This window comes from Rhodococcus artemisiae, assembly GCF_036327795.1.
Classification (GTDB): Bacteria; Actinomycetota; Actinomycetes; order Mycobacteriales; family Mycobacteriaceae; genus Rhodococcus; species Rhodococcus artemisiae.
The window spans coordinates 75917-102132 of the sequence record NZ_JAUTXY010000012.1 but is presented as its reverse complement, the minus strand read 5'-3'; the positions used below and the strand labels follow the sequence as shown (position 1 = coordinate 102132).

The window sequence follows — 26216 nt, the reverse complement described above, 5'->3', positions numbered from 1 at the left end:
GAACCACAAGACTTCCGATCATGGAACACACAGAGGTCGCAGCCGTCGAGCTGCTCGACGTCGTCAAGAGTTTCCGACCCCGAGGCGGCGACGAGGTGCGCGCCGTCGACCACCTCGACCTGACCGTGCAGCGCGGCGAAGTCGTCGCGCTGCTCGGCCCCAACGGCGCCGGGAAGACCACCACCCTCGACATGGTGCTGGGCTTCACCGAACCCACCGCGGGGGTGGTGTCGGTGTTCGGGAAACCACCACGACACGCCATCGCCGCAGGCCAGGTATCTGCGGTGCTCCAGACCGGCGGGCTGCTACGCGACCTCACCGTCCGCGAGACCGTGCAGATGATCGCCTCGACGTTCCCCGAACACCGCGACGTCGATGAGGTCCTCGAACGGGCCGGGGTGACCGCACTCGCGGGCCGGATGGTGTCGAAATGTTCCGGTGGTGAACAGCAGCGGCTGCGTTTCGCCCTCGCGCTGCTACCCGACCCCGACCTGATCGTCCTCGACGAACCCACCGCAGGGATGGACGTCGGCGCCCGCCGCGACTTCTGGTCGACCATGCACGCCGAGGCCGACGCAGGACGCACCGTCGTCTTCGCCACCCACTACCTCGAAGAAGCCGACTCCTTCGCCGCCCGCATAGTGATGATCGCCGACGGACGCGTCGTCGCCGACGGCCCGACCTCCGAGATCCGCGCGCTCGCCACCGGCCGCATCGTCTCCGCGGACATCACCCACGGACGCGAAGACGACGTGCGCGCGGCGCTGGCGTCGCATCCCGGTGTCGCAGGCATCTCGGTGATGGGCAACCGGATCGAGATCCGGGCAACCGACTCCGACGACGTGGCCCGCACCCTCCTCGTCGACCTCGGGGCCACCAACCTCGAAATCGCCAGTGGATCATTGGAAACCGCGTTCCTCGCACTCACCGAAAAGGTGCCGGCATGACCACCACATTCATCTGTCTCGAACTGCGCCGCCACTTCCGCGACTATGTGAGCGTCTTCTTCATCGCGGTCCTTCCCGCATTCTTCTACCTCATCTTCGGCGCGTCACAGTCGTACAAGTCGGAATCGGCCGGCCACGGCAACGTCGCCATGTACATCATGATTTCGATGGCCGCGTACGGCGCCGTCACCGCGACCACCGGCATCGGCGGGATGGCCGCGGTCGAGCGCATGCAGGGATGGGGACGTCAACTCGGTCTGACGCCGCTGACCGACGCCGGGTTCGTCGCGATGAAGGCCACCGTCGCGCTGGTGTTCGCCGCGATCCCCATCGCTCTGATCTTCATCCTCGGTGTGTTCACGGGAGCGTCGGGGGAGTGGAGCGCCTGGATTCTGAGTTCGATCGCCGTGCTCGTCGGCGCGGCCGTGTTCTCCGTCTACGGACTGATGTTCGGGCTCGCATTCCGATCGGAAGCCGCTGTCGGCGCCGCGAGCGGCAGCCTGGTGGTTCTCGCGTTCCTCGGCAACATCTTCATTCCGCTGTCGGGCACCATGCTTGCCATCGCGAAGTTCACCCCGCTCTACGGTTACGTGGCACTCGCCCGATATCCGCTGACCGAGGGCGTCCTGATCGATAGCAACGGCAACCCCCTGCCTGCCGAACCGTTGTGGGTGCCGATGCTTAACTTGTCGGTGTGGGCAGTGATCTTCGTGACTCTCTCGACATACCTGGTGAAGCGAGGGCGGGGACGGCAGTGACAGGGGGATTGCAGTGACAGGGGGATGGCAGTGACAGATAAGCGGTCGACCGACCCCCGAGCGGAAGACCCGTGGATCCGGTTCGGATGGTTCATGGCCACCGTCTGGCTCCTGTTCCTGATCTACCCGCTGGCCGAGGTACTGACCACGGGGTCGGCACTCGGCAAGACCCTCGGCACGGTCGGCATCGCCGCATTCGCACTCGTCTACATCCACGGATTTCGTACGCTCTACAAGGAGCTCGCGCCGCCCTCACGGATCGCAGCGATCCACCTGCCGTTGCTCGTCCTCCTGATCTGCGCCGTGGGCCTGCACATCGGTCCGGCAGCGCTGGGTATGGGCGCGTTCGTCGTGTCGTTCGCGATGTTCACGCTGACGTTCGTGCCCAGGATGATCGTCCTCGCCGTCGTCACCACCGCATGCCTGCTGGTGCCGTGGTTGAACGGCACCCTTCGTGACGACTTCTTCTACACGCTGATCGTGGTGCTGGTGGGTGCGATCACCGCGGTGATCCGCGCCGTCGGCGACCGCGACGACGAATACAACGCACTGCGCAACGAACTCGTGATCGCCGACGAGCGCGACCGTGTCGCCCGCGACGTGCACGATGTCCTCGGACACAGCCTCACCGCGGTCACCGTGAAAGCGGAACTCGCCGAACGCCTCATCGACATCGACCCGGAACGCGCCAAAGCGGAACTCGCCGCGATCCGTGCGCTCACCCGCGAAGCCCTCGGCGAAGTGCGGGCCACCGTCACCGGGCTGCGTGTCGCGCGGCTCGCCGACGAACTCGACCGATCTCGCACCGCGCTCGACGACGCCGGCATCCGCGTAGAACTGCGCGGCGACGCGTCGGTCGTCGACCCCCGATACCGCCTCGTGCTCGGTTGGGTGCTGCGGGAAGCGGTCACCAATGTGGTCCGGCACAGCAACGCCCGCACCTGCGTGATCGACCTCGGCGGAGAATCGTTGAGCGTCGTCGACGACGGTGTGGGTATCGACGGCAGCCGCGACGGCAACGGCCTGCGAGGGCTCCGCGACCGGGTTCGTTCGGCCGGCGGGAGATTCGCTGTCGGCGCCGGACCCGACGGCGCGGGCACAGACCTGAAAGTGGTGTTCGGATGATTCGCGTGTTGCTGGCAGATGATCAGGCCCTCGTCCGGGGTGCGCTGGCTGCGTTGCTCGGCCTCGAAGGCGACCTCGACGTCGTCGCCGAAGTGGGGCGAGGCGACGAAGTTCTCGACGCGGCACGGTCGAGCAACGCCGAGGTGTGCCTGCTCGACATCGAAATGCCCGGACTCGACGGTATCGAGGTGGCCGGGAAACTCGCCCGCGAGCTCCCCGACGTGCGGTCGCTGATCGTCACCACCTTCGGCCGCCCCGGCTACCTGCGCTCCGCGCTCGAAGCGGGTGCGTCGGGGTTCGTCGTCAAAGACACCCCCGCCACCGAACTCGCCGAAGCGGTGAGGCGAGTTCGGCGAGGCGAACGTGTCGTGGATCCGGCTCTGGCCGCCGAATCCATCGCCGGAGGCAACAATCCCCTCACCGACCGCGAGCGCGACGTGCTGCGCGCGGCGTTGGACGGTGTGCCCGTCGCCGCAATCGCATCCGCTGTGCACCTGTCGCAGGGGACGGTGCGCAACTACCTGTCGTCGGCGATCGGGAAGACAGGAACGACGACGAGGGTCGAAGCGGCCCGGCGAGCCCAGCAGAACGGGTGGATCTGAGCCGGATCGCTAGGTGTTGCGTCCGCCGTTGACGCCGATGACCTGGCCGGTGATGTAGCTCGCGCCGTCGCTGACGAGGAACGAGGTGGTCGTGGCGATGTCCTCCGCTGTCCCGACACGGCCCACCGGCGTGCGCGCGATCTGGTCTTCCACCGAGATCAGGCCCTGACCTGCGTGGTCACGCATCATCGGGGTGTCGATGAAGCCCGGCGGAATCGTGTTGACGGTGATGCCGTGCTTCGAGAATTCGAGCGCGAGCGACTTCGTCAGGCCGATCACCGCCGACTTCGACGACACGTACGCCGACATCCCCGCCACTCCGCTGTGTGCGCTCGACGACGAGATGTTGACGATCCTTCCCCACCCGGAATCGATCATGTGCGGCAGCACGGCCTGGCAGCAGTCGAAGGTACCCGTGAGGTTGACGGCGTGCACCGTGTCCCATACCTCGCGGGTGACCTCGAGGGCCGGACCGGCAATGGTGACACCCGCGCTGTTGACGAGGATCTGCGGGGCGCCCAGCCGGGTCTTCACCTCATCGACGCCGGCGTCGATGGCGGCGCGGTCGGTCACATCGACCGGCACCCCGATGGCGGTTCCGCCCTCCGATTCGATCTGAGCAGCAGCCGCTTTCGCGCTGTCGCCGTCGCGGTCGAACAGTGCCACCGGGTTGCCGTCGGCGGCGAGCCGACGACCGATGGCCAGTCCGATGCCGGAGCCTCCGCCGGTGACGATTGCTATCCGGGATTTCTGTGATGCGGTCATGTTCCTACTTTCGCTGAGTTCTCGCGTGAATGAATCCGTAGGTGTATAAGGATGTTCAAAGTAGCCGGGCGGCGTTCTCTCCCTCCCAGATCGCGTTGAAGATCCGCCGCGGGGCGTGCGCGTCGCCGACGAGATGAACCTCGATGGCGCTGCCTTCGAGGTCGCGGGCCAGCTGATCGTCGGCGGCATTGCCGTGGATCAGCACAACCGCGTCGATGTCTGTCAGCGTCGAGGTCTCGGAGGTGAACACGTCGGTGAGGGTGACGGTGTCGCCGTCGATCGCCGCGACCTCCACGTGCGGAGTGAACGCGACCCCGGCGCGACGCAATCGGCCGAACGCGAAGGGCAGGTCGTGGGCGTCGGCGAAAGCGTGCCCGAGCTGCGGATACTGCGAGACGATGTGCACGGGGTGACGCCGCGCCACCAGGTATTCGGCTGTGATGAAGGCATGCCGGTCGCCGGTGTCGTCGACGACGAGGATGCGGCGGGGGAGTTCGGCGCGGCCGCTCAGCACCTCCTCCGGCGTGTACACATTCCACTGGTCGGAGCCGGGCAACGAACCGCCATCCCACAGATCAGGTCGGCGCGCGGTCCACCCGTGCCGCACGGGCGACGATCCGGTCGCGATCACCGCGGCGTCGAATCTGCCCGTGAGCTCCTTCGCCGTGACGCGGTGGCCGAGCTCGACCTTGACGCCCGCATCGTCGAGCTGCGTTGCGAGCCAGTCGGTGACCCCCGACCATTCCCGATACGGCTCGGCGGCGGCGATCCACCGTACCTGCCCACCGAGTACGGAATCCTGCTCGAAAAGGGTGACCACATGACCCAATTCGTGGGCCGTCAACGCGGCACGCAATCCTGCCGGGCCACCGCCCACGACCGCGACGGTACGGCGCGACCTCGGCCGGGTGTCGTCGCCGTCGAACTCCCGCTCTCGACCCACTTTCGGATTGTGGATGCACGAGAGTGGACCGCGCGCGAACGACGCGACGCACCAGTTCGATCCGATGCACGGGCGGATCGAATCCGGTTCGCCTCGCTGGGCCTTCTCCGGCCACATCGGGTCGGCGATGAGTTGACGGGCCATGCCGACGAACTGCGCCTTGCCGGTGGCGAGAACGTCCTCTGCCATCTCGGGGGTGGTGATGCGCCCGACGGCCATCACGGGCACCGAGACAGCGCGGGTGATGGCCGCGGTATCGGCGAGTTCGTATCCGGCGGGGCGCGCCGTCGACGTTCCGTAGATCTGCATGCGGTCCAGATACGTGCCCTGGCTGGTCGAGATGTAGTCGATGCCGTCGCCATCGATGACTTCCGCGATCCGGACCCAGTCGGCGTTGGTGAGGCCGCCAGGCATGCCGCCGTCGTTGCTGTTGAGCCGGATGCCGAGAACTCGATCCTCCGGAACAACGCGCCGGACCTCGTCGACGATCCGCCGCACGATCCGAATCCGGTTCTCGAAGGAGCCTCCGTATTCGTCGCGGCGGTGATTGGTTGCCGGCGACAGGAATTGACCCAGCAGATAGCCGTGGGCGAGGCCGTGCACCTCGATCCCGTCGACGCCGCCCTCGATCGCATACTTCGCGGCCCGTGAGTAATGCTCCACCAGTTCATCGATCTCGCGGTGGTTCATCTCGTGCGGGATCTCGCGATAGACGGTGTCGGGTATCGCGCTCGGCGCCCACGTCGGCAGGCGCGAGATGATGCCGTCGGTCTGGCGTCCCCGATGCCACAGTTGCGCCAGCAGCAGCGTTCCGTGCGGGTGGACCGCGTCGGCGACCTTCCGGTAGCTGTCGACGACGGCCTCGTCGTAGGCGTGGATCACGCCGCGCCGAGGCTGGGTTGTCGGGTGTACGGCCATCGCTTCCATGGTGATCACACCGACACCGCCGCGGGCGCGTGTCGCGTAGTAGTCGGCGCTCGCATCGGCGAACGTGCCGTCGGTGGAGAACTCGGTGGCGTGGGCCGTCATCCAGATTCGGTTGCGGGCCGTGCGCGGCCCGAGCGCGATCGGGGAGAACAGGGTGGGGTAGGCGTGCATGGTCAGTGCCGCTCCAGTAGCTGCCCGTAACCCTCGACGTGATCGGTGATCCCGTTGCTGCGCAGCGCATGCCAGTAGGTAGCGGTGTTCACTGCGATCACCGGGAGGCCGAGTCGTTGTTCGGCCTCGGCGGCGTAGCGGCCGGCGCACATGTTGGCGCCGAACTGGACGATCGCGCGCGGACGGGTCGCGGCGAGATCGGTGAATCCGCGTTCGACGGTCGCCCGCGTGATGTGCGCGATGCCCACCGCGCTGGGGGCGCGCAGGTGGATGGCGTCGTGCAACCGGTAACCGCAGGTCTCGACGAACGTCTTCAGGTGGCCTTCGGACACGGGCTGATAGGGGGTGAGCAGTGCGATGGGCCCGTCGTCGACCCCGACAGCGCTCAGCGCGGCAGGGATCGCTTCGCCGGCGTGGATGAGACGCAGGTCGTCGCCGAATTTGTCGCGGAGTCGCTGCTGGATCGCTTCGCCGGCCTTCGGGTCGCCGTAGACCGATTCGATCGAGACGCCGAGGACGACGCAGTCGGGTCTGCAGGTCAGGACACGTTCCACGGCGTCGTCGACCCCGCGGTCGATGTCGCGGACGAGTTCCTCGAAGTCGTCGTCGTCGGAGGTGGCGCGGTCGGGGATGTGGATGCGGCCGATGTGGTTGGTGACACCGCGGGGGCGCATGTCGTCGTATTCGGGTTGGACGATGGTGTTCACCGAGGGCGTGACCACTCCGAGTTTGAGTCTGTAGCCCAGCGCGTCGGTCATGCCGATCTCCCGTATGTCGTCGAATGAGCGCCCGCACGCAAGTGCCGCCCATTCCTGCATACACTCCTGAGTACCATCCTCGCAAGGATTGCATGTATAGATGAAAACCCTTATATTGCAAAAAGTTCCCTTCACCATGCTGGTATCTGAGCTGTGCGATGGAAGGTGAGTTCCCGATGGCCACGCTGACCGCGCGCCGATTGACCGACACCGTGGGGGCCGAGCTCGTCGATATCGACGTGCACCGGCTCCTCAACGACGACGACCTGCCACGCGAGTGCATGGAGGCCCTCGAGCAGTACGGTGTGCTGCTCCTGCGAGGGCTACCCATCGACGACGACGTGCAGGTCGATTTCTGCCGCAGGCTCGGGGAGGTGGTGCAGTTTCCCAAGTACGAGAACCCGAACGTCATGGTGATCAGCTTCGACCCGGCGAATCCCAACGTGAACTACTTCCCGAGTAACGACCACTGGCATTTCGACGGGTCGATGGACGACATACCCGCGAAGGCCGTCACCCTGAGCGCCCGCGTCCTCGCGAGCGACGGAGGAGAGACCGAATTCGCGAGCACCTACGCCGCCTACGACGCCCTCTCCGACGACGAGAAGGAACGCTTCGCAGAACTGCAGGTGGTGCACACGTTCGAGGCGATCCAACGCCTCAGCTATCCGAACCCGACGCCGGAACAGCTCGAGGACTGGGCGAAGTGGCCGCAGCGCGAACACCCGCTGGTCTGGGAGCACCGTTCGGGCAGGCGGTCGCTGGTGTTCGGACACAGCGCCTCTCACATCGTGGGGATGGATTTCGACGAGGGTCGCGCACTGCTCGACGACCTGATCGGTCGCGCCACCGGCCCCGACCGCGTGCTTCGGCACGAATGGCAGGTGGGTGACCTCGTCATCTGGGACAACCTCGGACTACTGCATCGCGCCTGCCCGTTCGACCGCTCCGAAGCACGTCGGATGCATCGAACAACCCTGGCCGGCGACGAGCCCATCACGAGCCTGCGCCAGGCGACGGTCGGGGTCTGAGATGCAACTCGACGGCAGAACCGCTGTGGTCACGGGTGCGGGTTCCGGGATCGGCAAGTCGATCGCGCGCAGGTTCGCCGCGGAAGGCGCGAACGTGGTGTGCGTGAGTGTCACCGGACGCGCCATCGACGTCGCCGACGAGATCGGCGACAACGCCATCGGAATCAAGGCCGACATCAGCAGCGAATCCGATGTCGTGCGCATGATCGCGACGACGGAAGACGTGTTCGGCCGGGTCGATGTGCTGGTGAACAATGCCGGGTTCGGCGGGCCGATGAAGCCGTTGCACGAGCAGTCGCTCGATGACTGGGATCAGGTCCACGATGTGAACCTGCGCGGTGCGTTCCTGTGCATGAAGTACGGGATCCGGTCGATGCTGAACACCGGCGGCGGTTCCATCGTCAACATCTCTTCGATGACCGCGATGGTCGGTTTCAAACACCACGGCGTGTACGGCGCAGCGAAGGCAGGCGTCAACCAGCTCACCAAGACTGCCGCACTCGACTATGCGGACGAGAACATCCGGGTCAACGCGGTATGCCCGGGAACCGTGTGGACCGGTCTCGTGGCTCTCTCGAAAGACCATCCGACGCCCCCGCCGGGCGTCAACCGGGTGCCCGGCATCCCGATGGACCGCTGGGGCGAGCCCGACGAGATTGCTTCGGCCGCATTGTTCTTCGCGAGCGACGCCTCGTCGTACATCACCGGCGTTCTGATGCCGGCCGACGGAGGTTACTCGGTCGGATTCTCAGGCATGGGCGCGGAGAAACCGGGTCGGCACACCGCGTAACCTGCGTCAGGAACTCGGGGAGCGGAGGTGTCGGCAGGTACCGGCGCTGATACTGAGAACAGCGAACCGTATCCGTCAGGTCTCGCGGGCACGTCCAATCTCGTGAGCAGGTGCCACAACAGTGCCTGGTTGCTCGCAACGACCGGGAGCCCGAGGCGACGTTCGACGGATTCGATCCTGTCGGAAATCCGGATGCCCGCGCAGCTGAAGAGCACCCCGTCGATGGCCTTGGGGTCCACGGTATCGGCGAGATCCTGCCACTGCTGTGGCTCTATCCGTGCCTGCTCCACCGGTGTCGAGCGTGGAAGGCCGAGGCTCGTCACGACATCGATGCCGTGTGTACGCAGATACTCGACTTCGGCGCGGACGACCTCGTGAGGATAGGGAGTCAGCATTGCCGGACGGCTGATCCCCACGGCGGCGAGCGCCGCCACCACGGCCTCGATGGTGGTGACCGACTCGATTCCGGTAGCATCGTGTACCCGCTGATTGAGCACATCCGGTCCCGCGAGCAGTGTGGCGGCCGTGCAGTTGATCGCGACGATGTCGACTTCCGCATCGGCCAGCAATCGCGCGTGACTCTCGATGTTCGAGACGAGGAGCCGATCATCCTCGATGCCCGTGGACGGGAACGGGAGCCGGGTGGTGACGAACTGCACGCCGTCGGGCGACATGCGCTGTATTTCGTAGTCGCAGAGCCCACCCGAGGGATACAAGTGACCGATCCGGGCGAGGTGGCCGAACCCGAGACTCATCAGCCGTTGCTTTCTGCGTAGGGTACGGCGAATTCGCTGTCGAGGTGCTCGGTGACCAGGCGAAGGAACTCGTCCGGGTGGTCGATCATGGGGGAGTGACCGGCACCGTCCATCTCGATGGCGTGCGCAACGGGGATTCCCTCGGCCAGCGCTGCAGCGTGCGCGGCAGTGCGTGCACAGTCCTCGGTGCCTCGAAGGATCAGGGTCGGAGCGGTGATGCGGGGAAGATCCGGAGTGAGGTCGAGACGCCTCGCGGCGTTGAGAACTGAGCCCATGTATGCGGCGTTGGTGTCCGACACGGCCTGGACGTATGTTTCCCAGGCCTCGGGCTCCGGCCTGCAGGTGAACAGCATGCCCACGGTGTCGGCGATCGCCTCGCGCGAGGGACCCCCGTTGTCTCCTACGCCCGCAGTCCAGCGGTCGACTGTTTCGGCGAAGGCCGGAAGCGCACCGGCAGTGTTCGCTCCGGTTCCGACGAGAACAAGCCGGCGGACCCTGTCGGGTGCTGTCGATGCGATGATCTGAGCGACGATGCCGCCGACGGAGTTGCCCACGAGGTCGACCTGGTCGAGCCCCTCCGAATCGAGCATGTGCAGGACGGCGTCGGCGAGACCGGACGGACCGTCGACGGACGACCAATCCCCGCCGGCCGGGGAATAGAAGTCGACTGCGAAGCAGGGGCGGTCTGCGAGTCCGTCCATCGTCGAGATCCAGAATTGCCAGCACCCGAACCACGGGTGCAGAAACACCGTGGGGACTCCCGCCGCTGCGGAACGGCTCACGTGGTACGACAGCGTGGTGCCGTCCATCGTCAGCGACCGGCTTCGAATGTCCATCTCTGTCTCCCGGGGCGTGGTGTGCTGCGAGGTTGCTGCCGCCGGCAATGCCGGGCCGGCAAGGAAACCACGGACTGCTGAAGCGAACTGTTCGGGTTTGTGATCGACTGCGGGGACACCGGTTCCCGGGAGGACGTCGGAACGTGCGCCGGTGAGCGCCGCAGTGATCGCGGGTTGGTCGGGCAGTGAGAACGTGTCCAGTTCCCCGCACAATACAAGTGTCGGTGCGGTGATCAGGCCGATCCGTTCTTCCATGAGGTAGCGATTCACCGCAAGGTGACCTTCCTCGACACTGTCGAGCACGCCGGTAGCGTCGTGCACCAGCCGGTCGAGCAGATCCGGTCGGTCCGATGGGTAGTATGGGGCCCGGTTGTTCCACAACCGTTCGAGGTGCGACCCGTCGGCTTTCGGAACGACGTGGTCGATCGGCGCCCGGTCGGCGACGATGCGTCGCCGAGCGGCGTCGACGAACGGCATACCCGACAGCACAAGGGCTTCGATGCGATCGGGATGTGCGGCGGCGATCTCGACCGCAACCACTGCCCCCGTGTGGTGGCCCACGATGGACACTCTGCCGAGTCCCAGCGCGTCGCACAGGTCGATGGCACTCTCCGCGAACATCTCTACGGACCACGGCATCGGAGGTCGTGCAGAGGATCCGAAACCCATGGTATCCATCGCGATGACGTGGAACGACTCTCCGAGGATCGGAATGACGTCCCGGTATTCGTCCCACGATCGTGGGGTCTGATGGAGAAGCAGTACCGGGAAGCCGTGTCCCTGTTCGACGTAGTGCGCCTGTCCGTGCCGGGTGTCGGCGAATCCGTGACGCCCGAGGTTTGTAGTGGTCATCTGTCACTTCGTTTCGACGGCCACGGGTGTGGTCGCGGGATCGTCGATGAGGCCGTCGGCCCGGGGGATGCGGAGGAACAGTGCCGCAACGAAAGAGACCATCGCGGCGATCGCCATGTAGATGGCGACACCCACCCAGCCTCCGGTCATCTCTTGAAGCAGTGACGAGACGGATGGTGCGATCGCATTGCCTGCGATGAGGCCGATCGTGAGCCCGATGGACATGCCGGTGAACCGCACCGAGGGAGGGAAGACCTGGGAGAAGTACGCCGGCACCACCGCGTAGTTGGCGGAGTAACCGAGGAATACGAGGACGAACCCTGCAAGCATCGGGATGTACCGGCCCGTTTCCATGAGCGGAAACCAACAGAACGGCAGGACGACAAGTGAGGCTGCGCCACCGAGGAACACCTTCCGCACACCGATCCGGTCGGCGAGGGACCCGAACAGCGGAAGAGCTATCAGGATCGTGACGGTGGCGGGCAAGAGCACCGCGAGCATGGTGCTGCTACTGAGTCCGAGGACGGCGGTGCCGTAACTCAGGGAGTACACCGTCGTCATCGTGAACGCTGTTCCTGCCGCGATGATGCCGAGTGCGAGCAACAGTACGGTCGAGGCGTGGTTGCGGAAGACGTCGACGAGGGGCCGGTCCTGAATTTCGCTGTGCTGCTTGACCTTCTCGAAATCCGGTGTTTCCTCGAGTGCGACGCGAGCGACCAACCCGATGATGACGAGGATGCCACTGAGCAGGAACGGGATTCGCCAACCCCACGTGTAGAGGTGGTCGTCGGGGAGCTGGAAGACGGCGAGGAAGACGACGTTCGCAAGGATGAGTCCGGCGGTTGCGCCCGTATTCACGAGCGAGCCGAACAGGCCCTTACGTTCACCGGAATGCTCGACGGTCATGAGGACGGCACCGCCGTATTCGCCTCCGACCGAGAAACCCTGGAGCAGTCGAGCGACCACCAGCAGGACCGGGGCGATGAAACCGATCTGTGAGTAGGTAGGCAGAAGGCCGATGGCGAAGGTTGCCGCACCCATCAGCACGAGCGTGACGACGAGTGCCTTCTTGCGCCCGATGCGGTCGCCGTAGTGTCCGAACACGGCGGCACCGACGGGCCGGGCGATATAGCCGACTGCGAATGTCGACAGCGACAGCAGGGTGGCCACAGCCGGGTTGGAGGTCGGGAAGAAGAGAATCGGGAAGATCAACGATGCGGCCAGGCCGTAGCCTGAGAAGTCGTAGTACTCGATGGTCGTGCCGATCCAACTCGCGAAGACGGCTTTCCTTCGTCGTACAGCGGTGGATGGGTCGACGTTGGGCTGGGGCGAGTGGGACATAGGTGTCCTCCGGGTGACGGGCTGATGCGTGGTGTTGCGTGCCGGCGATCAGAGGCCTCGGTTCCATCGAAGCCTCCTGGTCGGAATGAAATCCGTTGCGGGCAAGCTTGATACATCTCTGAATAAGTCGAGGATGCGTGTCATCTTCGCGGGCCGGCGATGTCGCGCACGGTATCGACTTGGGCCGTACGTTGATTGGTACTCTGTACGGTGCTGCGTTCGGTGTCAATAGCTGCGACGGAATTTACAGGCGGTTTTCCGCGGTAACCCAGTGTTCACGGGTAGGGGAGACCTCCTGTCACGGTCGAATTTCGAAGTGACTGCGCAGTAGTGGAGCGCGAACTGTCAGGCGTGGTCGGAAAGCGACCGCACCGTTGCTTCGATATACGCGCTGAGCCCGGCCTCGAACTGCGAGTCGTACGGAAGTTCTGCGACTTCGTCGGCGAGTGCGACGACCTGAGGGAATTCGTCCTTCGCAAGCCCGGCGTAGAAGTGGCTGCGTTGCCGACGCGCTTCGATGCCGTCCTCGTCGTCGAGTCGGCCCCATTGGCGCGGCGCCTGGTAGCTGGCGAAGCCGATCGCGTAGGTGATCAGGAAGCCATAGCAGCGAACGGCGTCAGGCCCGGGAATCCCCGCGTCGACCAGGCGCTGCAGCACCGCTTCCATGGCGCCGCGCAGTGCTGTGGGGCTGTCCGTGACCCGACTCGAGAACAGTCGAACGACGCTCGGATGCTCGCGCATCATCGTCAGGAAGGCGTAGCCGACGGTGCGAAGGGCCTCCGCAGGGTTGTGGTCGGGCTCGTCGGGCAGTGACATCCGGCCGAGGACGTGGTCGGCCATTCCGTCGAGAATGTCTTCCTTGCTGCGGAAATAGCTGTAGAGAGTCATCGTGCCCACGCCCAGTTCGGTGGCGAGGCGGCGCACCGTCAAGCGGTCCAGGTCTGCGTCCGTGTCGGACAAGCGGAGAGCGGCTTCGATGATCCGCTCGGTGGTGAGCGGCGTGTCGCGGCGCTGGGACCGGGTCTGTGGCCGGGGCATGACTCTCCTCGTCTGATTCGCGGGTACAGCGTATCGGACATTGTCCACTGCGATGAGGGGCCGTGCATCACAGCAGTTCGGTGTCCGGAAATCAACCCTTGCCGAGATAGTGATGGCTTAGTACCGTACTAAGTACGAACCTTTGGAGGTGGACATGAACGACGGCGACACCGGTGTTTTGGAACTCGAGGTCATCGCTCTTCGTCGGGAATCGGATTGTGTGCTCAGTGTGGAGCTTGCAGACCCGGAAAAGCGTGCCCTGCCGGAATGGAAGCCCGGCGCTCACATCGACCTCGGATTACCGGAACACATCCGTCAGTACTCGCTGGTCGGCGACCCGCGGGACTGCCACAGGTACCGCATCGCAGTACTTCGGGAGCCGGAGTCGTCCGGGGGTTCGCAGTACGTACACACAGAGCTGCGTCCGGGCGAACTCGTCGAGATCGGGGGCCCCCGCAACAACTTCCCGCTCGCTGATGCCGATCGCTACCTGATGATCGCCGGAGGTGTCGGAATCACGCCACTTCTGCCGATGATCCGGGATCTGCATGCGCAGCAAAAAGATTGGCGGCTGCTCTACGGGGGTCGATCACGCCGGTCGATGGCTTATCTCGAGGAACTGGCAGCCTACGGAGACCGGGTGGATGTGCGACCGTTCGACGAATACGGCCACCTGGACCTGGCTTTCGAACTCGCCGACCCATCCGCCCGCGACATCGTATACTGTTGTGGCCCAGAAGGTCTGATATCAGCAGTCGAGAAACTGTGTGAGTCATGGCCGGCAGGGGCACTTCACGTCGAACGCTTCTCGGCTCGCCCGCGAGACGACGAAGACGATCTGCACGCGTTCGAGTTGGTACTCGCGCGGTCGGGTCAGCGATTCACGGTACCGGCCGAATCCTCTGCCCTCGATGTGCTCGACGCCGCAGGTGTCGCCTTGCCCAACGCGTGTCGAGACGGAGTGTGCGGAAGCTGCGAGACCCGCGTCCTGGCGGGATTGCCGCTGCACCGTGACGCGCTTGCCGACCCCGACCGCACCGACATCGTCTATCCGTGTGTCTCGCGGGCACAGAGCGCGGAACTGGTCCTCGATCTGTGAGCGACCCGCACAGCACTCTCACCCAGTGCACAGCCCATTGCGTTGAACCGATCCTGGAGGAATTGTGAGCGCACCTACCACTCCGACCCCCGACGCCGCGCCTCGGCGACCGGCGCGATCGCGCAAGGCGAAGTCCGCCGACACACCCGTGGAGCCCGGCCCCCCGGTACAGGAGGGAGCGGACTGGACGTCGTGGCCTACCTACAACGCGGCCGCACACGGGTTCCGAAATTACTGGTACCCGACCCTCTGGGCGCACCAGGTCGGCGACGACCCCGTGCCCATCACCCTGGCCGGTGAACGAATCGTCCTCGTCCGCGACGGCGACGTCGTCCGCGGCCTCCACGATCGGTGCCCGCACCGCGGCGTACCGCTGTCGCACGGTCGACGCGAATTCCCCGGCACGATCAGCTGCGCGTACCACGGCTGGACCTTCGGCACCGAGGACGGAAAACTGAAAGCCGTCATCACCGACGGCCCGGACAGTCCCATCTGCGGGAAGCTGTCGGTCGCGACCTACCCGGTCGAGGAACGCCTCGGCCTGCTGTGGGTCTACATCGGCGAGGTGACCCCCGAGACCCCGCTACCGCCCGTCGAGCGCGACATCCCCGCAGAGCTCACGGAGAACTCGTTCGTCATGGGTGGTCGAACCGAGGTCCGAAAGGGCAACTGGCGGTTCGCCACCGAGAACGGGTTCGACGAAGGGCATGCGAAGTACCTCCACAACACCGCGCTGTGGCGTCTCTTCAAGGTGATGCCCACGTGGAACGAGACGCGCATCGTCGAACAGGGCGGATGGCTCGTGCGCGTACAGGACAAGCTGCACTGGGAAGCGGAATTTCCCGGTGTCGGCACCTTCACCAACAAGCGTTGGTGGAAGCGTGTCCCATTGCCCGACCACCCCGGCAAGAACGGCGACGCGAATCCCGTGATTGCCGCGATGAACATCCCTGGGTTCGTATCGGTGCGGATGCCCGGGCTGCTGCGGGTGGCGTATCCCACATTCATCCACTACGAGTGGTACGTACCGGTCGACGCAGATCACGTCCGGTACGTGCAGCTGATGGTGCGCTTCGAGAAGGGGCTCACCGGCCTGGCGTTCAAGGCGAAATACCTTGCGGCGTTCCGCTGGTTGTTCCACGGTCAGTTCACCCGCCAGGACGCATGGATGGTCAACGTGACGGATGCTCCGCCGGAGCGGCTCTACCGGCCGGACCTCTCGATCACCGCGTGGCGACGGCACGTCGAGAAGGTCGCGCCCGTGGTGCAGCCGACCGAACGACGTATCGGTCATTGACCCGGCACATGGTCACCGGGGAACTGGCCCACGGCTGGGCGGGAACCGAGAGCGGCCCCGTCACCCTCGTGCTGCACGGAGGAGGCCCCGGCTGCCACGCGACATCGGATTTCGCGGCGGTGATGGCACACCGCCCGGAACGTCGGTGGCTCTGGGTCGATCTGCCCGGATACGGGGCATCTGCCCCGGAATCCGACGCCGATGCTCCTCCGCTCACGACGGCCGCGCACGCACTCGACTGCCTGCTCACAGACATCGGAGTCCGCAACATCGACGTACTCGCCCAGTCCCTGGGCGGGTCGGTGGCACTGCGGCTCGCGGCGGAGAGACCGAACGTGTTCCGCAGGATCGTGGCGATCGGAAGTCAACCCGCGGCCGCCCCTGCACACCGGACGGGTTCGACTCGCGACCCGGGTCTCGGCGCCCGCGCCCGAGCCGCATATTACGGCGGCTCGGGGCCGAATCTCGACAAGATGAGGCAAATGATCGCCGAATTGGAGTGGTACGAAACGAATCTCGTTCCGGAGCCGATGGTACGGGCACGGCACTCCGCCGCCACCACGCCTACGGCGCGCACCACCGCCACCGCGAATCGTACGGGCGAAGATCTCGGCGACCATCTCGCTGCAGTGATGGCCCCGACACTCGTGCTGTGGGGACGCCACGACCCGTTCGCCGGCCCCGACTACGCGGCCGCGTTCGCCGACGCGCTGCCCCGCGGCGACCTTGCCGTCATCTGCCGGACTGCCCACCATCCTCAGTCCGAGCGCCCCGAGATGGTCGCCGCGCTCGCCGAAGCCTTCTTCACCGACAGGAGCTGATCTCTGTGTCCCGCACGCTTACTCTGATCGCGATCACCGCCCTCACCACCGGTGCCGCCCTCGTTGCAGCGCAACGCACCCGGCTGCTCGCCCGCCTGGGGCGCGGTACGACCGTCCGCAGCGTCGACGTGGGAGCACGATGACCACATCGATTTCCACAGCCTCGTTCACGCCCCGACAGCGGGCATGGTTCGACGAAGCGTGCGCACTCATCGCGCCGGGGCGGCTCACCGACCTCGTCGTCGGCATGGTGGATATTCCCAGCCCTACCGGCGAAGAGGCCGCACTCGCCCGATGGCTGACCGCGACTCTCGACGAAGCCGGCCTCGACGCCCGCGTACAGGAGATCGATGATCGTCAAGCAAACGCGATCGGACGCGTGCGTGGTGATGGAAGCGGCGAAGACCTCCTGCTCTACGCACCGATCGACACGCTGACGGTCGGCGATCCCGACGAAGACGTACCGTGGATCGGGCCGGAACTGCGGGCAGACATGCGCCCTCGTGCCGAGGTTCACGACGACCACGTGGTCGGTCTCGGCGCGAGCAACCCGAAAGGACACGCGGCAGCCGTTGTTGCTGCCGCAGAGGTCATCGCCAGAGCGGGAATCCCGCTGCGCGGCGACCTGATCGTCGGGCTCGGTGCCGGTGGCATGCCGACCAACGGCCGGATCGTCGGCGCCCTGTCCCGCCGCAACACGGGACAGGGCGCGGGTTGCTCGTTCATGGTCGAGCAGGGGGTCTGGGCAGACCATGCGCTCATCGCCAAACCAGGCTGGGCCGTCGCATGGGAGGAGGTCGGGTTGTGCTGGTTCGAGGTTCGTGTGCGCGGCACCTACACATACGTCGGCAGTCGCCACCGGATGCCGTACCGGAACTCCATCGCGGCCGCGGCGACGGTGATCACGGAGCTGGAACGCTGGTTTCCCGAGTATTCCGCCCGACACACCGACGGTCTCGTCGCTCCCCAGGGGATCGTGGCGTCGGTGGAGGGGGGCTGGCCGCGTATGGCGGCGGTCGCGCCGGCCCTGTGCAGGTTCACGATCGACCTGCGCACCAGTCCCCGCTCCACGCCCGCGCACGTGCGTCGCGAATTCGCCCAGGCGATCCGGTCCATCTCGACGAAACATCCTGACATCGACGTGGACTGGGACATGATCCTGTCCATCCCCGGGACGGAGACGGCGCAGGAAGCGCCGGTCGTCGTGGCAGCTGTGGCTGCGTGGGAAGAGGTGGCCGGACACACACACGAACCGATCTTGGCCAACAGCGGTGCCACCGACGCGAATATCCTGCGCAACCGTGGAATACCGACCGCGCGCATCGGCATGGATCGCATCGGTCCGGACGCTCCCCTTGCACTCGATTTTCCTTCCGGAATGAACGTCGTCGACATCCGCGAAGCGATGCGGCTGACCAAGGCACTCGTGCACACCGTGATCACGCTGTGCACCAGGGAACGGAGCACACCATGAGCAACCTCGTGCTCGGCGTGGGTGCCTCGCACAGCACGCTGATGAACACACACTGGTCCGAGGTGGCCGACCTACCGGCCGCGAACCGGTTCCGTGAAGGGCTCGCCGCCGCTCGCGGCGAGATCGCCGCGGTGCGCCCCGATGCGCTCGTGGTGATCGGCTCGAATCATTTCCGCGGCATGTTCCTGGATTTGATGCCTGCGTTCACGATCGGTGTTGCGGAGGTCATCGGTGCCGGCGAGGCAGGCACACCCGGTGGGCCGCTCCTCGTCGACACCGCACTGGCACGCCGCATGGTCGACGGCCTCGTGGACGACGGATTCGACCCGGCCTTCTCCCTGCGGCTCACCGTCGACCACGGGATCACGCACTCCCTGCAACATCTCGTTCCTGCCCTCGACATACCGATCGTGCCGGTGGTCATCAACATGTTCGCCCCACCGCTGCCTTCGCCCCGGCGCTGTCATGACCTGGGAGCGGCGATCGGCAGAGCGATCGCCGGGGACGGTGAATCCAAGCGCGTCGCCGTGATCGCCTCCGGAGGCCTGTCGCACCATTTACCTTGGCCCAAATGGTTTTCCGCGCTCACGGACGACGACCGATTCCTGGTGCAGGCCTGGCTCAACGGGCGTACGTCCTGGAACGAGTACGAGGTCCGTCGCAGGCAGATCATCCGCGCGGCGGAATCGAACATCAACGAGCAGTTCGACGAATGGTTCCTCGACCTGCTCGAAACCGGCGACCTCACAGCGTTGCTGGACAAGAGCAACGAACAGATCGAACAGGAAGGAGGTAACGGCGCACACGAACTTCGTGCCTGGATCGCGATGTCGTCGGCGTTGGCTTCCTTCGGCCCGGCGAAGGCCCGGACCGTCGCCTATGGAGCCGTCCCGAACTGGTTGACCGGTATGGGCGTCAGCCTGATCACCCCCACGAACGAGGAGACACCCGCATGACCATCTGGACCGACCTGAGCGGAACCGCATTCGAGATGTCCTACGCGCCCGTCAACGGCGCGCGGACCCGCGTCCTGCGCGCCGGTGAAGGCGACGCCGTAGTGATGCTGCACGGCACCAGCGGCCACCTCGAGGCATTCGTCCGCAACGTGCCCACGTTTTCGTCGCACTTCGAGGTGCACGCGCTCGACATGCTGGGCCATGGCTACACCGAGAATCCCGGCGGAGACCTGAGAATTCCGCGCTACGTGCAGCACGTGCTCGATTACCTCGACGGTCGCGGTATCGAGCGAGCACACTTCATCGGTGAGTCACTCGGCGGTTGGGTCGCGGGGAGGCTTGCGGCAGATCACCCCGACCGCGTCGGTCGGCTGGTCCTCGTCGCACCGGGTGGGACCGTCGCCAATCCGGAGGTCATGAACAGAATCCGGACCAGCACGAAGGCAGCTGTGTCGAGCGACGACCGCGCGCTGACCCGCCAGCGACTCGAATTGCTCATGCACGATCCGGCCAACGTGTCCGACGAACTGGTCGATGTGCGTCACACGATCTACCACCGCCCGGAGTTCGTCGCAGGCATCGATCACCTCCTCTGCCTACAGCAGATGGAAAACCGCGTCGAAGACCTGCTCAACCCCGACCAGATGGCACGCATCACCGCGCCGACCTTGATCGTGTGGGGTGCGGAGAACCCGTTCGGCGATGTCCCGGAAGCGCAGCGGATGAAACAGTCGATCCCCGGAGCGACCCTCGAGATCTTCCCCGAATGCGGGCACTGGCCACAGCATGAGCATTCCGAGAAGTTCAACGAACTCGCGCTTAAGTTCCTGCTGTGAGAGTCGGACTCCGGATTCCGCCGTGCGCGCCGCTGGGGCAGATCGCCGAACTCGTCCACGACGCCGAACAGGCCGGATTCGACGAAGTGTGGTTCCCGGACTCGCAGCTGCTGTGGCGAGACGTATTCGCTGTTGCCGCAGCAGCTGCCGGAACCACCACACGGATCACGCTCGGCACGGCCGTGACGAACTTCGCGACCCGACACCCGAGTGTGGTCGCGTCGTCGGCACGTACGGTGGCCGAAATCGCGCCGGGACGGTTCGTTCTCGGCGTCGGTGTGGGAGACAGCGCTGTGGGGCCGGTGGGGATACGGCAATCCACCGGGGCTCAGGTTCGAGAGGGGATCGCGGTCGTGCGGGAGCTGCTCGCCGGTCGGGACGTGAACTTCGGCGGAACGCGGTCGTGGATGCGTGACCCAGCTCTGGTGCCGATCCACCTGGCCGCCAGCGGGCCACGCAATCTGCGCCTGGCGGGAGAGCTGGCCGACGGAGCGATTCTGCTCTCCGGTGTGGCGTCTGCTCCACTCACCGCAGCAATCGGACGTGTGCGGGACGGGGCCTCGGCTGCAACCAGAACCGGGGTACAGACAACGGTGTCGGCGTTCTGCCGCGTCACGGACGACCTGCCGCGAGACGCGCGTGAACTCAAGCCGATCTGCGCGCGCATCGCCCAGAACGGCGGCACGTCGTTCCTCGCACTCGCCGGGGTGCACGTGGATGTCCCGGACCATCTACCCGACGTCTACCCCGACCTCGTCCACGCAGAAGACTGGGATGCCGCAGTGCGCGCGTGCGATCCCTACATCAGCGACGACGCGATTGCCACATTCGCTCGGGAGTTCTGTCTCTACGGCACCTCCGACGAGATCGTCGAGCGGCTCTCGCACGTGCACGAGGCGGGCGCCGACGCGGTGTTTCTCCAGCATGTCGGGTCGTACGATCTTCCTCACCGGCTCATGGCCGACATCGCGGGTCAGGTACTGCCCCGAGTGTGCGAAGGTCGATTCGCGTAGCCGCCGGAACGCCCTCGTCAGAAGCGTGCCAGCGCACGCAACCGCACCCAGTCGACTGGAGGCGGCGACGTCCGGGTGCCCGGGCGCACCCGAGGCACCCGCACCCGTAGCGCGCCGGGCTCGATCGTGCACCGCACCGGGGTGGTCAGCAGGAGAGATTCGCCGTCCACCCCCACCGAGATCTCGGGGGCGTCGGCGTCGATGATCGCCTCGGGCGTCTCGTGCTGGGACAGACCACGCGCATGGGTTCGTCGCAGCAGCGAGACTGCCTGACCGGTACCGATGACCGACACCGTCACGACGCCGAGCAAACCCCGGTCGAGCCGATCCCGACGATTCATGCCCGCGAGGTCGCTTCCGCCGTATCGGTTGTTGCTCACCAGTACCGCCTGCGGGGAGCGGACGGTGACGTCGCCGATCTGCGCGACCAGGTCCGGACCGGACTGTCCGGCAAGCAGATCCGGAAGCATCTTCAGCACTGTCCGGGTCTTGTCGTCACGGTAGGCGGGGCTGCGCACCACCTCGGCATACACACCGAACGACGCGTTGTTGACGAACGCCCGCCCGTTGATCCGCCCGAGATCGATGCGGATGTCGACGCCGTCGCGGAGTGCATCGAGGCACCGTGCCGGATCGTCGCGATCGAGCCCGAGATCCATCGCGAAGTGATTACGTGTCCCCGCGCTGATCACCATGAACGGCACCCGGGTCTCGGCGGCGATCGCAGCGACACGCGCCTGCGTCCCGTCGCCGCCGGCCACGCCGAGCAGATCCGCGCCGTCCATGACCGCTCGGCGGGCGAGTTCGTCGATGTCGGCGAAGTTCGTCTCGTCGAGCAGAACCACCTCGGCGCCGAGCTTTTCGGCCTTGTGCTGCAGATCGAATCTCGCGACCTTCCCGCCCCCGGATCGCGGATTCATGATGAGGAACGGGCGACTCGGTGGTGTCGTGGGAATCTCCAGCATCGCCTGGGCAGATTTCCTGCGCCGCAACGCCGCGCGACCACAGGCCGTCGCGAGCATCGCGAGGATCAGCGACGCGATCACCACCGCGAGCAGATGGGCCCGCACGAAGAACACGAACACCGTCAGCGGCGCCAGCACTGCCACGGCAAGCGCCGCCCAGCGCAGCGGGGCACGGCCGGCGAGAAACCAGTACAGGGCAGCCACGCAGACCACCGCGCCGCCGAACCCGATGAGGAGTATCCCCATCGTGCTCAGAAGTCCGGCGAACAGCAGGGGAACGACGACGGTGAGCAGCGCGAGGGTGAAGGCGGCGCGCGCCCACCAGCGTCGGCCGGGTGTGGCGTCCTCGACGGTCAGAGCTTCGGGCATGCCGGTCCACCTCTCGAACGCGGGTGATCTCACGGTAGTTACCCGAATCCCGGGTTACGTCGGAATTGCGCCGTTCTCCCGTCGAATGTTCCACGAAGGCGCACACTGAAACCTGTCCTATCCCTTTCGAGACGGGAACACCCATGTCCCACGATCCGGATACCAAGCAGGCTGTCGCCAAGGGAACCGCGTTCGGCGCAGCAATTCTCCTCGTCACCGTCGGTGTCTTGCAGATCTTCCAGGGCATCGCGGCGATCGCCAAGGACGAAGTGTTCGTCACCGGCATCGAGTACATCTACAAGTTCGACTTCACCACGTGGGGATGGATCCACCTGATCCTCGGCATCCTCGTCACGTTGACCGGCCTGGTTCTGTTCACAGGCGCTACCTGGGCGAGGTTCGCGGCAATCTGCATCCTCGCGCTGTCGATCGTCGCCAACTTCCTGTGGCTGCCGTACTACCCGTGGTGGTCGATCCTGATCATCGCTGTCGACATCGTCGTCATCTGGGCGATCGTGACATGGAATCCGGAGCGGGTCTGACAGGGGCGAGTGGCGATGTCCGCGTCCGGTGTGATTGCGCATCCGACCCGTGAAGAACGAGCGGAGCGCGGTCGCGCCGCTCGGAACGTGACGCCGTTGGAGGCGCTCGCCGAAGTCGACACGGGTTCCGCGCGCGACCCGATCGGGTTGCTCGAACTGCAGGCGAAGTCGCGGGTGCCGGATCTCGTGCCGGTGCGGTACGGACGGATGTCGTCGTCGCCGTTCCCGTTCTATCGGGGCGCGGCACTGGTGATGGCCGACGATCTGTCGCGTACCCCGAACTCGGGTTTGCATACGCAGTTGTGCGGCGACGCGCATCTGAGTAATTTCGGGATCTTCGCGACCCCGGAACGCAAGCTGGCGTTCGACGTCAACGATTTCGACGAGACCTACCCCGGCCCGTTCGAATGGGACGTCAAGCGGTTGGTGGCGAGCCTGGCCGTCGCAGGCCTGGAGAACGGGTACAGCGGCAAACAGGTCAAACGGATCACGCGGGCGTGCGCAGCAGAGTACCGGGAGACGATGCTCATCCAGGCGGAGCGCGGAAATCTCGCGGTGTGGTATTCGCACATCGAGCCGACGACCGAACTCGTCGAGCTGCGAAACGAACTCGACGCGACGATGAGGAAACGCACCCGCAAGATGCTCGAGAAGTCGAAGACCCGCGACAGCGTGCAGGCGCTGAGCAAACTCACCGAGGTCGTGAACGGGGAGCGGAAGATCATCCACAATCCGCCGCTGGTGGTCCCGTTGGAGGAAGCACTGGCCGTGGGCGACACCGCGATGTTGTACGAGGAGCTCCATCGCCGCATGCGCGCGTACCGGTCGACGCTGCAGTGGGACCGTCGGGTCCTGCTCGAAGGGTTCGAATTCGTGCAGGCGGCGCGCAAGGTGGTCGGGGTCGGGAGCGTCGGCACCCGAGCGTTCATCTTCCTGCTGCTCGGTGCCGACGACGAAGACCCGCTGTTCCTGCAGGCGAAGGAAGCGCAGAAGTCGGTGCTGTCCGGATACGTCGAGGGGCCGACGTTCCAGAACGAAGGGGAGCGGGTCGTCAACGGCCAGCGGCTGATGCAGGCGACGAGCGACATCTTCCTCGGTTGGGAACAAGGGCCCGGCGTCGACGGCGTAGACCGCGACTTCTACCTGCGGCAGTTGCGCGACGGCAAGGGATCAGCGGCGATCGAGGTGATGTCGCCGGCGGGGATGACACTGTACGGACGGCTGTGCGGACGGACGCTGGCCTATGCGCATGCCCGCAGCGGCGACCGCATTGCCATCGCCGAGTACCTCGGATCGGGCACCGAATTCGACGAATCGATGATGGCCTTCGCGAAGACGTACGCAGCGCGCAACGTCAAGGATCACGCGCTGCTGGTCGACGCGATCGATCAGGGGAGGATCACCGCCATGCCCGGCGTCTGACACGCCGGCTTCCCGCGTCCTTGTCGGCTAACCGCGCGTGCGATCGTGGGTGTCGGAAGCTGGTGTGCGCGCGGGAAGGTCACCCGGGGAACCGGGACGTTGCGCGTCCGCACGAATGGGGCGGGTGAAACACAGTGACGCAACGAATCCGATGGCCAGCACCGCCGCGGGCAGCAGCGTCGACTGGGCCATCGCCGAGCTGAAACCGTCGCGGACGAATTCGGGTATCTCACCGGACATACCCTCCATGCCGCCGCCCTCGCCGGACAGCCCGTTGGCAGACAGGCGTGCGGTGATGAGTGCGCCGATGGCCGCGCTGCCGAGGACCGCGCCGACCTGCCGGGTTGTGTTGTAGATGCCGGACCCCGCGCCCGCCTGATGCGGCGGCAGATTGCGCGTCGCGGTCGCGGCGAGCGGCGACCAGATGAAGGCGTTGGCAATGCCCATCAACGAGATCGGCAGCAGCAATTCCCAGATCGCGACGTGGGGTGTCATCACCAGTGCCAGCCACGCCAGCGAGACCGCGAGCATCAGGAATCCGGGTGCCGCGATGTAGCGCGGATGGGTGCGGTCCACCAGCTTGCCGACGAACGGGGCGAGCACACCGGACAGCACGGCCATCGGCACCATCAGCAGAGCGGACCCGGTCGGGGACAGCCCACGCACACTCTGCGCGTAGAACATCAGTGGGAGCATCATCGAGGTGATCGAGAAGCCCATCGACGTGATCGCGATGTTGGCCATCGAGAAGTTGCGGTCGCGGAAGAGGACGAGGGGAAGCAGCGGCTCGTCCTTGTTGCGCGACTGGTTCCAGACGAACAGCGCGAGCAACACGAGCCCGGACCCGATCATCAGCCAGATCCGCAGCGACCAGTCGTAGGTGTTGCCCTCCTGCAGACCGAACACCAGAAGGAACATGCCCGCAGCGCTCAGGACGACTCCGAGAATGTCGAACTTGTGCGGGTGTGTCTCGAGGGCGGGGACGTACCGCATCGCGGCGAGGAACGCGATGACACCGACGGGCACGTTGACGATGAAGATCCACTCCCAGCCGAGTCCGTCGACGAGAATGCCACCGGCCAGCGGGCCGACGAGTGTCGCGACACCGGCGGTCGCGCCCCACAGTCCCATCGCGGTGCCGCGCTTGTCGGGCGGGAAGGTACGGGTGATGACGGCCATGGTCTGCGGGGTCATCATGGCTGCGCCGAAGCCCTGGAACACTCGCGCGAGGATCAGCATCTCGATGCTGCCGGACAGACCGCACCACAGTGACGCCACCGTGAACAGGGCGAGACCTGTCAGGTACAGCTTCTTCGGGCCGTACCGGTCGCCGAGACGCCCGGTGATCAGCAGCGGCACCGCATACGCGAGGAGGTAGGCGCTGGTCACCCAGACGACGCTGTTGATATCGGCGGAGAAGGCTTCGAGGATGGCCGGGTTCGCGACCGCAACGATGGTGGTATCGACGAGGATCATGAAGAAGCCCAGGCACAACGCCCACAGTGCAGGCCAGGGCCTGGCGTAGGTGTGCTGCTGGCTCGTATCGGTCACGTGCTGTTCCTCACCGTTCGTCTCTTATCGGCCACCCGCGAGCATGGAGGTCGTCCGGAACGATCAACGGCACCCGGCCACGGAGGCCCAGACGCACCAAGTTACACCTACCGTCGGACAACATTCCGGCGCTCGTACGAGAGGGGCTCCGACTCTTCGATCCCCGAAGGGGCACCGGCACCCGGCTGTTTCCGGCGGGGATGTACATCGGCCGTTCGCTCGGTGCTTCTCA

At 65.7% G+C, this 26216-nt stretch carries 25 protein-coding genes; 16 read left to right on the top strand and 9 right to left on the bottom strand.

Going from position 1 to position 26216, the window contains the following annotated elements:
• The first annotated feature begins 20 nt into the window (after positions 1-20).
• Genes Q7514_RS22685 through Q7514_RS22670 form a run of 4 tightly spaced genes read left to right on the top strand, consistent with a single transcriptional unit; the run spans position 21 to position 3432 of the window.
• Entirely contained in the window at positions 21-947 is a 927-nt protein-coding gene (locus tag Q7514_RS22685) for an ABC transporter ATP-binding protein (protein WP_330135517.1), read from the top strand.
• Positions 944-1705: an ABC transporter permease gene (locus Q7514_RS22680; protein WP_330135516.1), complete on the top strand. Its 762-nt coding sequence runs from the start codon at positions 944-946 to the stop codon at positions 1703-1705. The genes Q7514_RS22685 and Q7514_RS22680 overlap by 4 nt, the downstream gene beginning before the upstream one ends.
• A gap of 24 nt (positions 1706-1729) precedes the next feature.
• Positions 1730-2830, top strand: a complete 1101-nt coding sequence (locus Q7514_RS22675) for a sensor histidine kinase (RefSeq protein WP_330135515.1) — start codon at positions 1730-1732, stop codon at positions 2828-2830.
• Positions 2827-3432, top strand: coding sequence for a response regulator transcription factor (locus Q7514_RS22670; protein WP_330135514.1), 606 nt, complete (start codon positions 2827-2829; stop codon positions 3430-3432). The genes Q7514_RS22675 and Q7514_RS22670 overlap by 4 nt, the downstream gene beginning before the upstream one ends.
• Positions 3433-3441: 9 nt before the next feature.
• On the opposite strand, the gene Q7514_RS22665 is transcribed toward Q7514_RS22670, so the two are convergent.
• The 3 genes from Q7514_RS22665 to Q7514_RS22655 are packed head-to-tail and all read right to left on the bottom strand — an operon-like array spanning position 3442 to position 6996.
• Entirely contained in the window at positions 3442-4197 is a 756-nt protein-coding gene (locus Q7514_RS22665) for an SDR family NAD(P)-dependent oxidoreductase (RefSeq protein ID WP_330135513.1), read from the bottom strand.
• Between the two features lie 55 nt (positions 4198-4252).
• Positions 4253-6238: an oxidoreductase gene (locus Q7514_RS22660; RefSeq protein WP_330135512.1), complete on the bottom strand. Its 1986-nt coding sequence runs from the start codon at positions 6236-6238 to the stop codon at positions 4253-4255.
• 2 nt (positions 6239-6240) lie between these two features.
• The gene (locus Q7514_RS22655; RefSeq protein WP_330135511.1) at positions 6241-6996 is read right to left on the bottom strand and encodes a maleate cis-trans isomerase family protein; all 756 of its coding nucleotides are present in this window, start codon (positions 6994-6996) and stop codon (positions 6241-6243) included.
• A 176-nt stretch (positions 6997-7172) separates the two neighbouring features.
• Between Q7514_RS22655 and Q7514_RS22650 the strand changes: the two genes are divergently transcribed.
• On the top strand, positions 7173-8027 hold the full coding sequence (locus tag Q7514_RS22650; protein WP_330135510.1) for a TauD/TfdA dioxygenase family protein: 855 nt from the start codon (positions 7173-7175) through the stop codon (positions 8025-8027).
• Position 8028: 1 nt separating this feature from the next.
• Complete coding sequence (locus tag Q7514_RS22645) at positions 8029-8817, top strand: SDR family NAD(P)-dependent oxidoreductase (protein WP_330135509.1); 789 nt, start codon at positions 8029-8031, stop codon at positions 8815-8817.
• On the opposite strand, the gene Q7514_RS22640 is transcribed toward Q7514_RS22645, so the two are convergent.
• The 4 genes from Q7514_RS22640 to Q7514_RS22625 all read right to left on the bottom strand — a co-directional run bounded on the left by Q7514_RS22640 (position 8760) and on the right by Q7514_RS22625 (position 13639).
• Entirely contained in the window at positions 8760-9572 is an 813-nt protein-coding gene (locus Q7514_RS22640; protein WP_330135508.1) for a maleate cis-trans isomerase family protein, read from the bottom strand. The genes Q7514_RS22645 and Q7514_RS22640 overlap by 58 nt on opposite strands.
• Entirely contained in the window at positions 9572-11260 is a 1689-nt protein-coding gene (locus Q7514_RS22635; protein ID WP_330135507.1) for an alpha/beta fold hydrolase, read from the bottom strand. The genes Q7514_RS22640 and Q7514_RS22635 overlap by 1 nt, the downstream gene beginning before the upstream one ends.
• Positions 11261-11263: 3 nt before the next feature.
• Positions 11264-12601 carry an MFS transporter gene (locus tag Q7514_RS22630; RefSeq protein WP_330135506.1) on the bottom strand — a complete coding sequence of 446 codons (1338 nt, stop codon included), beginning with the start codon at positions 12599-12601 and terminating at the stop codon, positions 11264-11266.
• Between the two features lie 345 nt (positions 12602-12946).
• Positions 12947-13639 (bottom strand): TetR/AcrR family transcriptional regulator, encoded by a 693-nt coding sequence (locus Q7514_RS22625; protein ID WP_330135505.1) that lies wholly within the window; start codon positions 13637-13639, stop codon positions 12947-12949.
• A gap of 154 nt (positions 13640-13793) precedes the next feature.
• On the opposite strand from Q7514_RS22625, the gene Q7514_RS22620 reads away from it, so the two are divergent.
• From Q7514_RS22620 to Q7514_RS22585, 8 genes are all read left to right on the top strand, one after another.
• Complete coding sequence (locus Q7514_RS22620) at positions 13794-14738, top strand: PDR/VanB family oxidoreductase (RefSeq protein WP_330135504.1); 945 nt, start codon at positions 13794-13796, stop codon at positions 14736-14738.
• Positions 14739-14802: 64 nt separating this feature from the next.
• Positions 14803-16035, top strand: coding sequence for an aromatic ring-hydroxylating dioxygenase subunit alpha (locus Q7514_RS22615; RefSeq protein ID WP_330135503.1), 1233 nt, complete (start codon positions 14803-14805; stop codon positions 16033-16035).
• Positions 16036-16043: 8 nt separating this feature from the next.
• Positions 16044-16856 carry an alpha/beta fold hydrolase gene (locus Q7514_RS22610; RefSeq protein WP_330135502.1) on the top strand — a complete coding sequence of 271 codons (813 nt, stop codon included), beginning with the start codon at positions 16044-16046 and terminating at the stop codon, positions 16854-16856.
• 5 nt (positions 16857-16861) lie between these two features.
• Positions 16862-16999, top strand: coding sequence for a hypothetical protein (locus Q7514_RS22605; RefSeq protein WP_330135501.1), 138 nt, complete (start codon positions 16862-16864; stop codon positions 16997-16999).
• The gene (locus Q7514_RS22600) at positions 16996-18330 is read left to right on the top strand and encodes a M20/M25/M40 family metallo-hydrolase (protein ID WP_330135500.1); all 1335 of its coding nucleotides are present in this window, start codon (positions 16996-16998) and stop codon (positions 18328-18330) included. Before Q7514_RS22605 ends, Q7514_RS22600 begins: the two co-directional genes overlap by 4 nt.
• Positions 18327-19286, top strand: a complete 960-nt coding sequence (locus Q7514_RS22595; protein ID WP_330135499.1) for a DODA-type extradiol aromatic ring-opening family dioxygenase — start codon at positions 18327-18329, stop codon at positions 19284-19286. Before Q7514_RS22600 ends, Q7514_RS22595 begins: the two co-directional genes overlap by 4 nt.
• A complete protein-coding gene (locus Q7514_RS22590) occupies positions 19283-20122 on the top strand; it encodes an alpha/beta fold hydrolase (RefSeq protein ID WP_330135498.1) in 840 nt (279 codons plus the stop codon). The genes Q7514_RS22595 and Q7514_RS22590 overlap by 4 nt, the downstream gene beginning before the upstream one ends.
• On the top strand, positions 20119-21135 hold the full coding sequence (locus Q7514_RS22585; protein WP_330135497.1) for an LLM class flavin-dependent oxidoreductase: 1017 nt from the start codon (positions 20119-20121) through the stop codon (positions 21133-21135). Before Q7514_RS22590 ends, Q7514_RS22585 begins: the two co-directional genes overlap by 4 nt.
• A 17-nt stretch (positions 21136-21152) precedes the next feature.
• Here the strand turns inward: Q7514_RS22585 and Q7514_RS22580 are convergent, their stop codons facing one another.
• Complete coding sequence (locus tag Q7514_RS22580) at positions 21153-22469, bottom strand: diacylglycerol/lipid kinase family protein (RefSeq protein ID WP_330135496.1); 1317 nt, start codon at positions 22467-22469, stop codon at positions 21153-21155.
• A gap of 143 nt (positions 22470-22612) precedes the next feature.
• On the opposite strand from Q7514_RS22580, the gene Q7514_RS22575 reads away from it, so the two are divergent.
• Entirely contained in the window at positions 22613-23011 is a 399-nt protein-coding gene (locus Q7514_RS22575) for a DUF7144 family membrane protein (RefSeq protein ID WP_054719567.1), read from the top strand.
• Positions 23012-23026: 15 nt separating this feature from the next.
• Positions 23027-24433 (top strand): DUF2252 domain-containing protein, encoded by a 1407-nt coding sequence (locus tag Q7514_RS22570; protein ID WP_330135495.1) that lies wholly within the window; start codon positions 23027-23029, stop codon positions 24431-24433.
• A gap of 27 nt (positions 24434-24460) precedes the next feature.
• Here the strand turns inward: Q7514_RS22570 and Q7514_RS22565 are convergent, their stop codons facing one another.
• A complete protein-coding gene (locus Q7514_RS22565; RefSeq protein ID WP_408016161.1) occupies positions 24461-25984 on the bottom strand; it encodes an MFS transporter in 1524 nt (507 codons plus the stop codon).
• Positions 25985-26216: the final 232 nt, after the last annotated feature.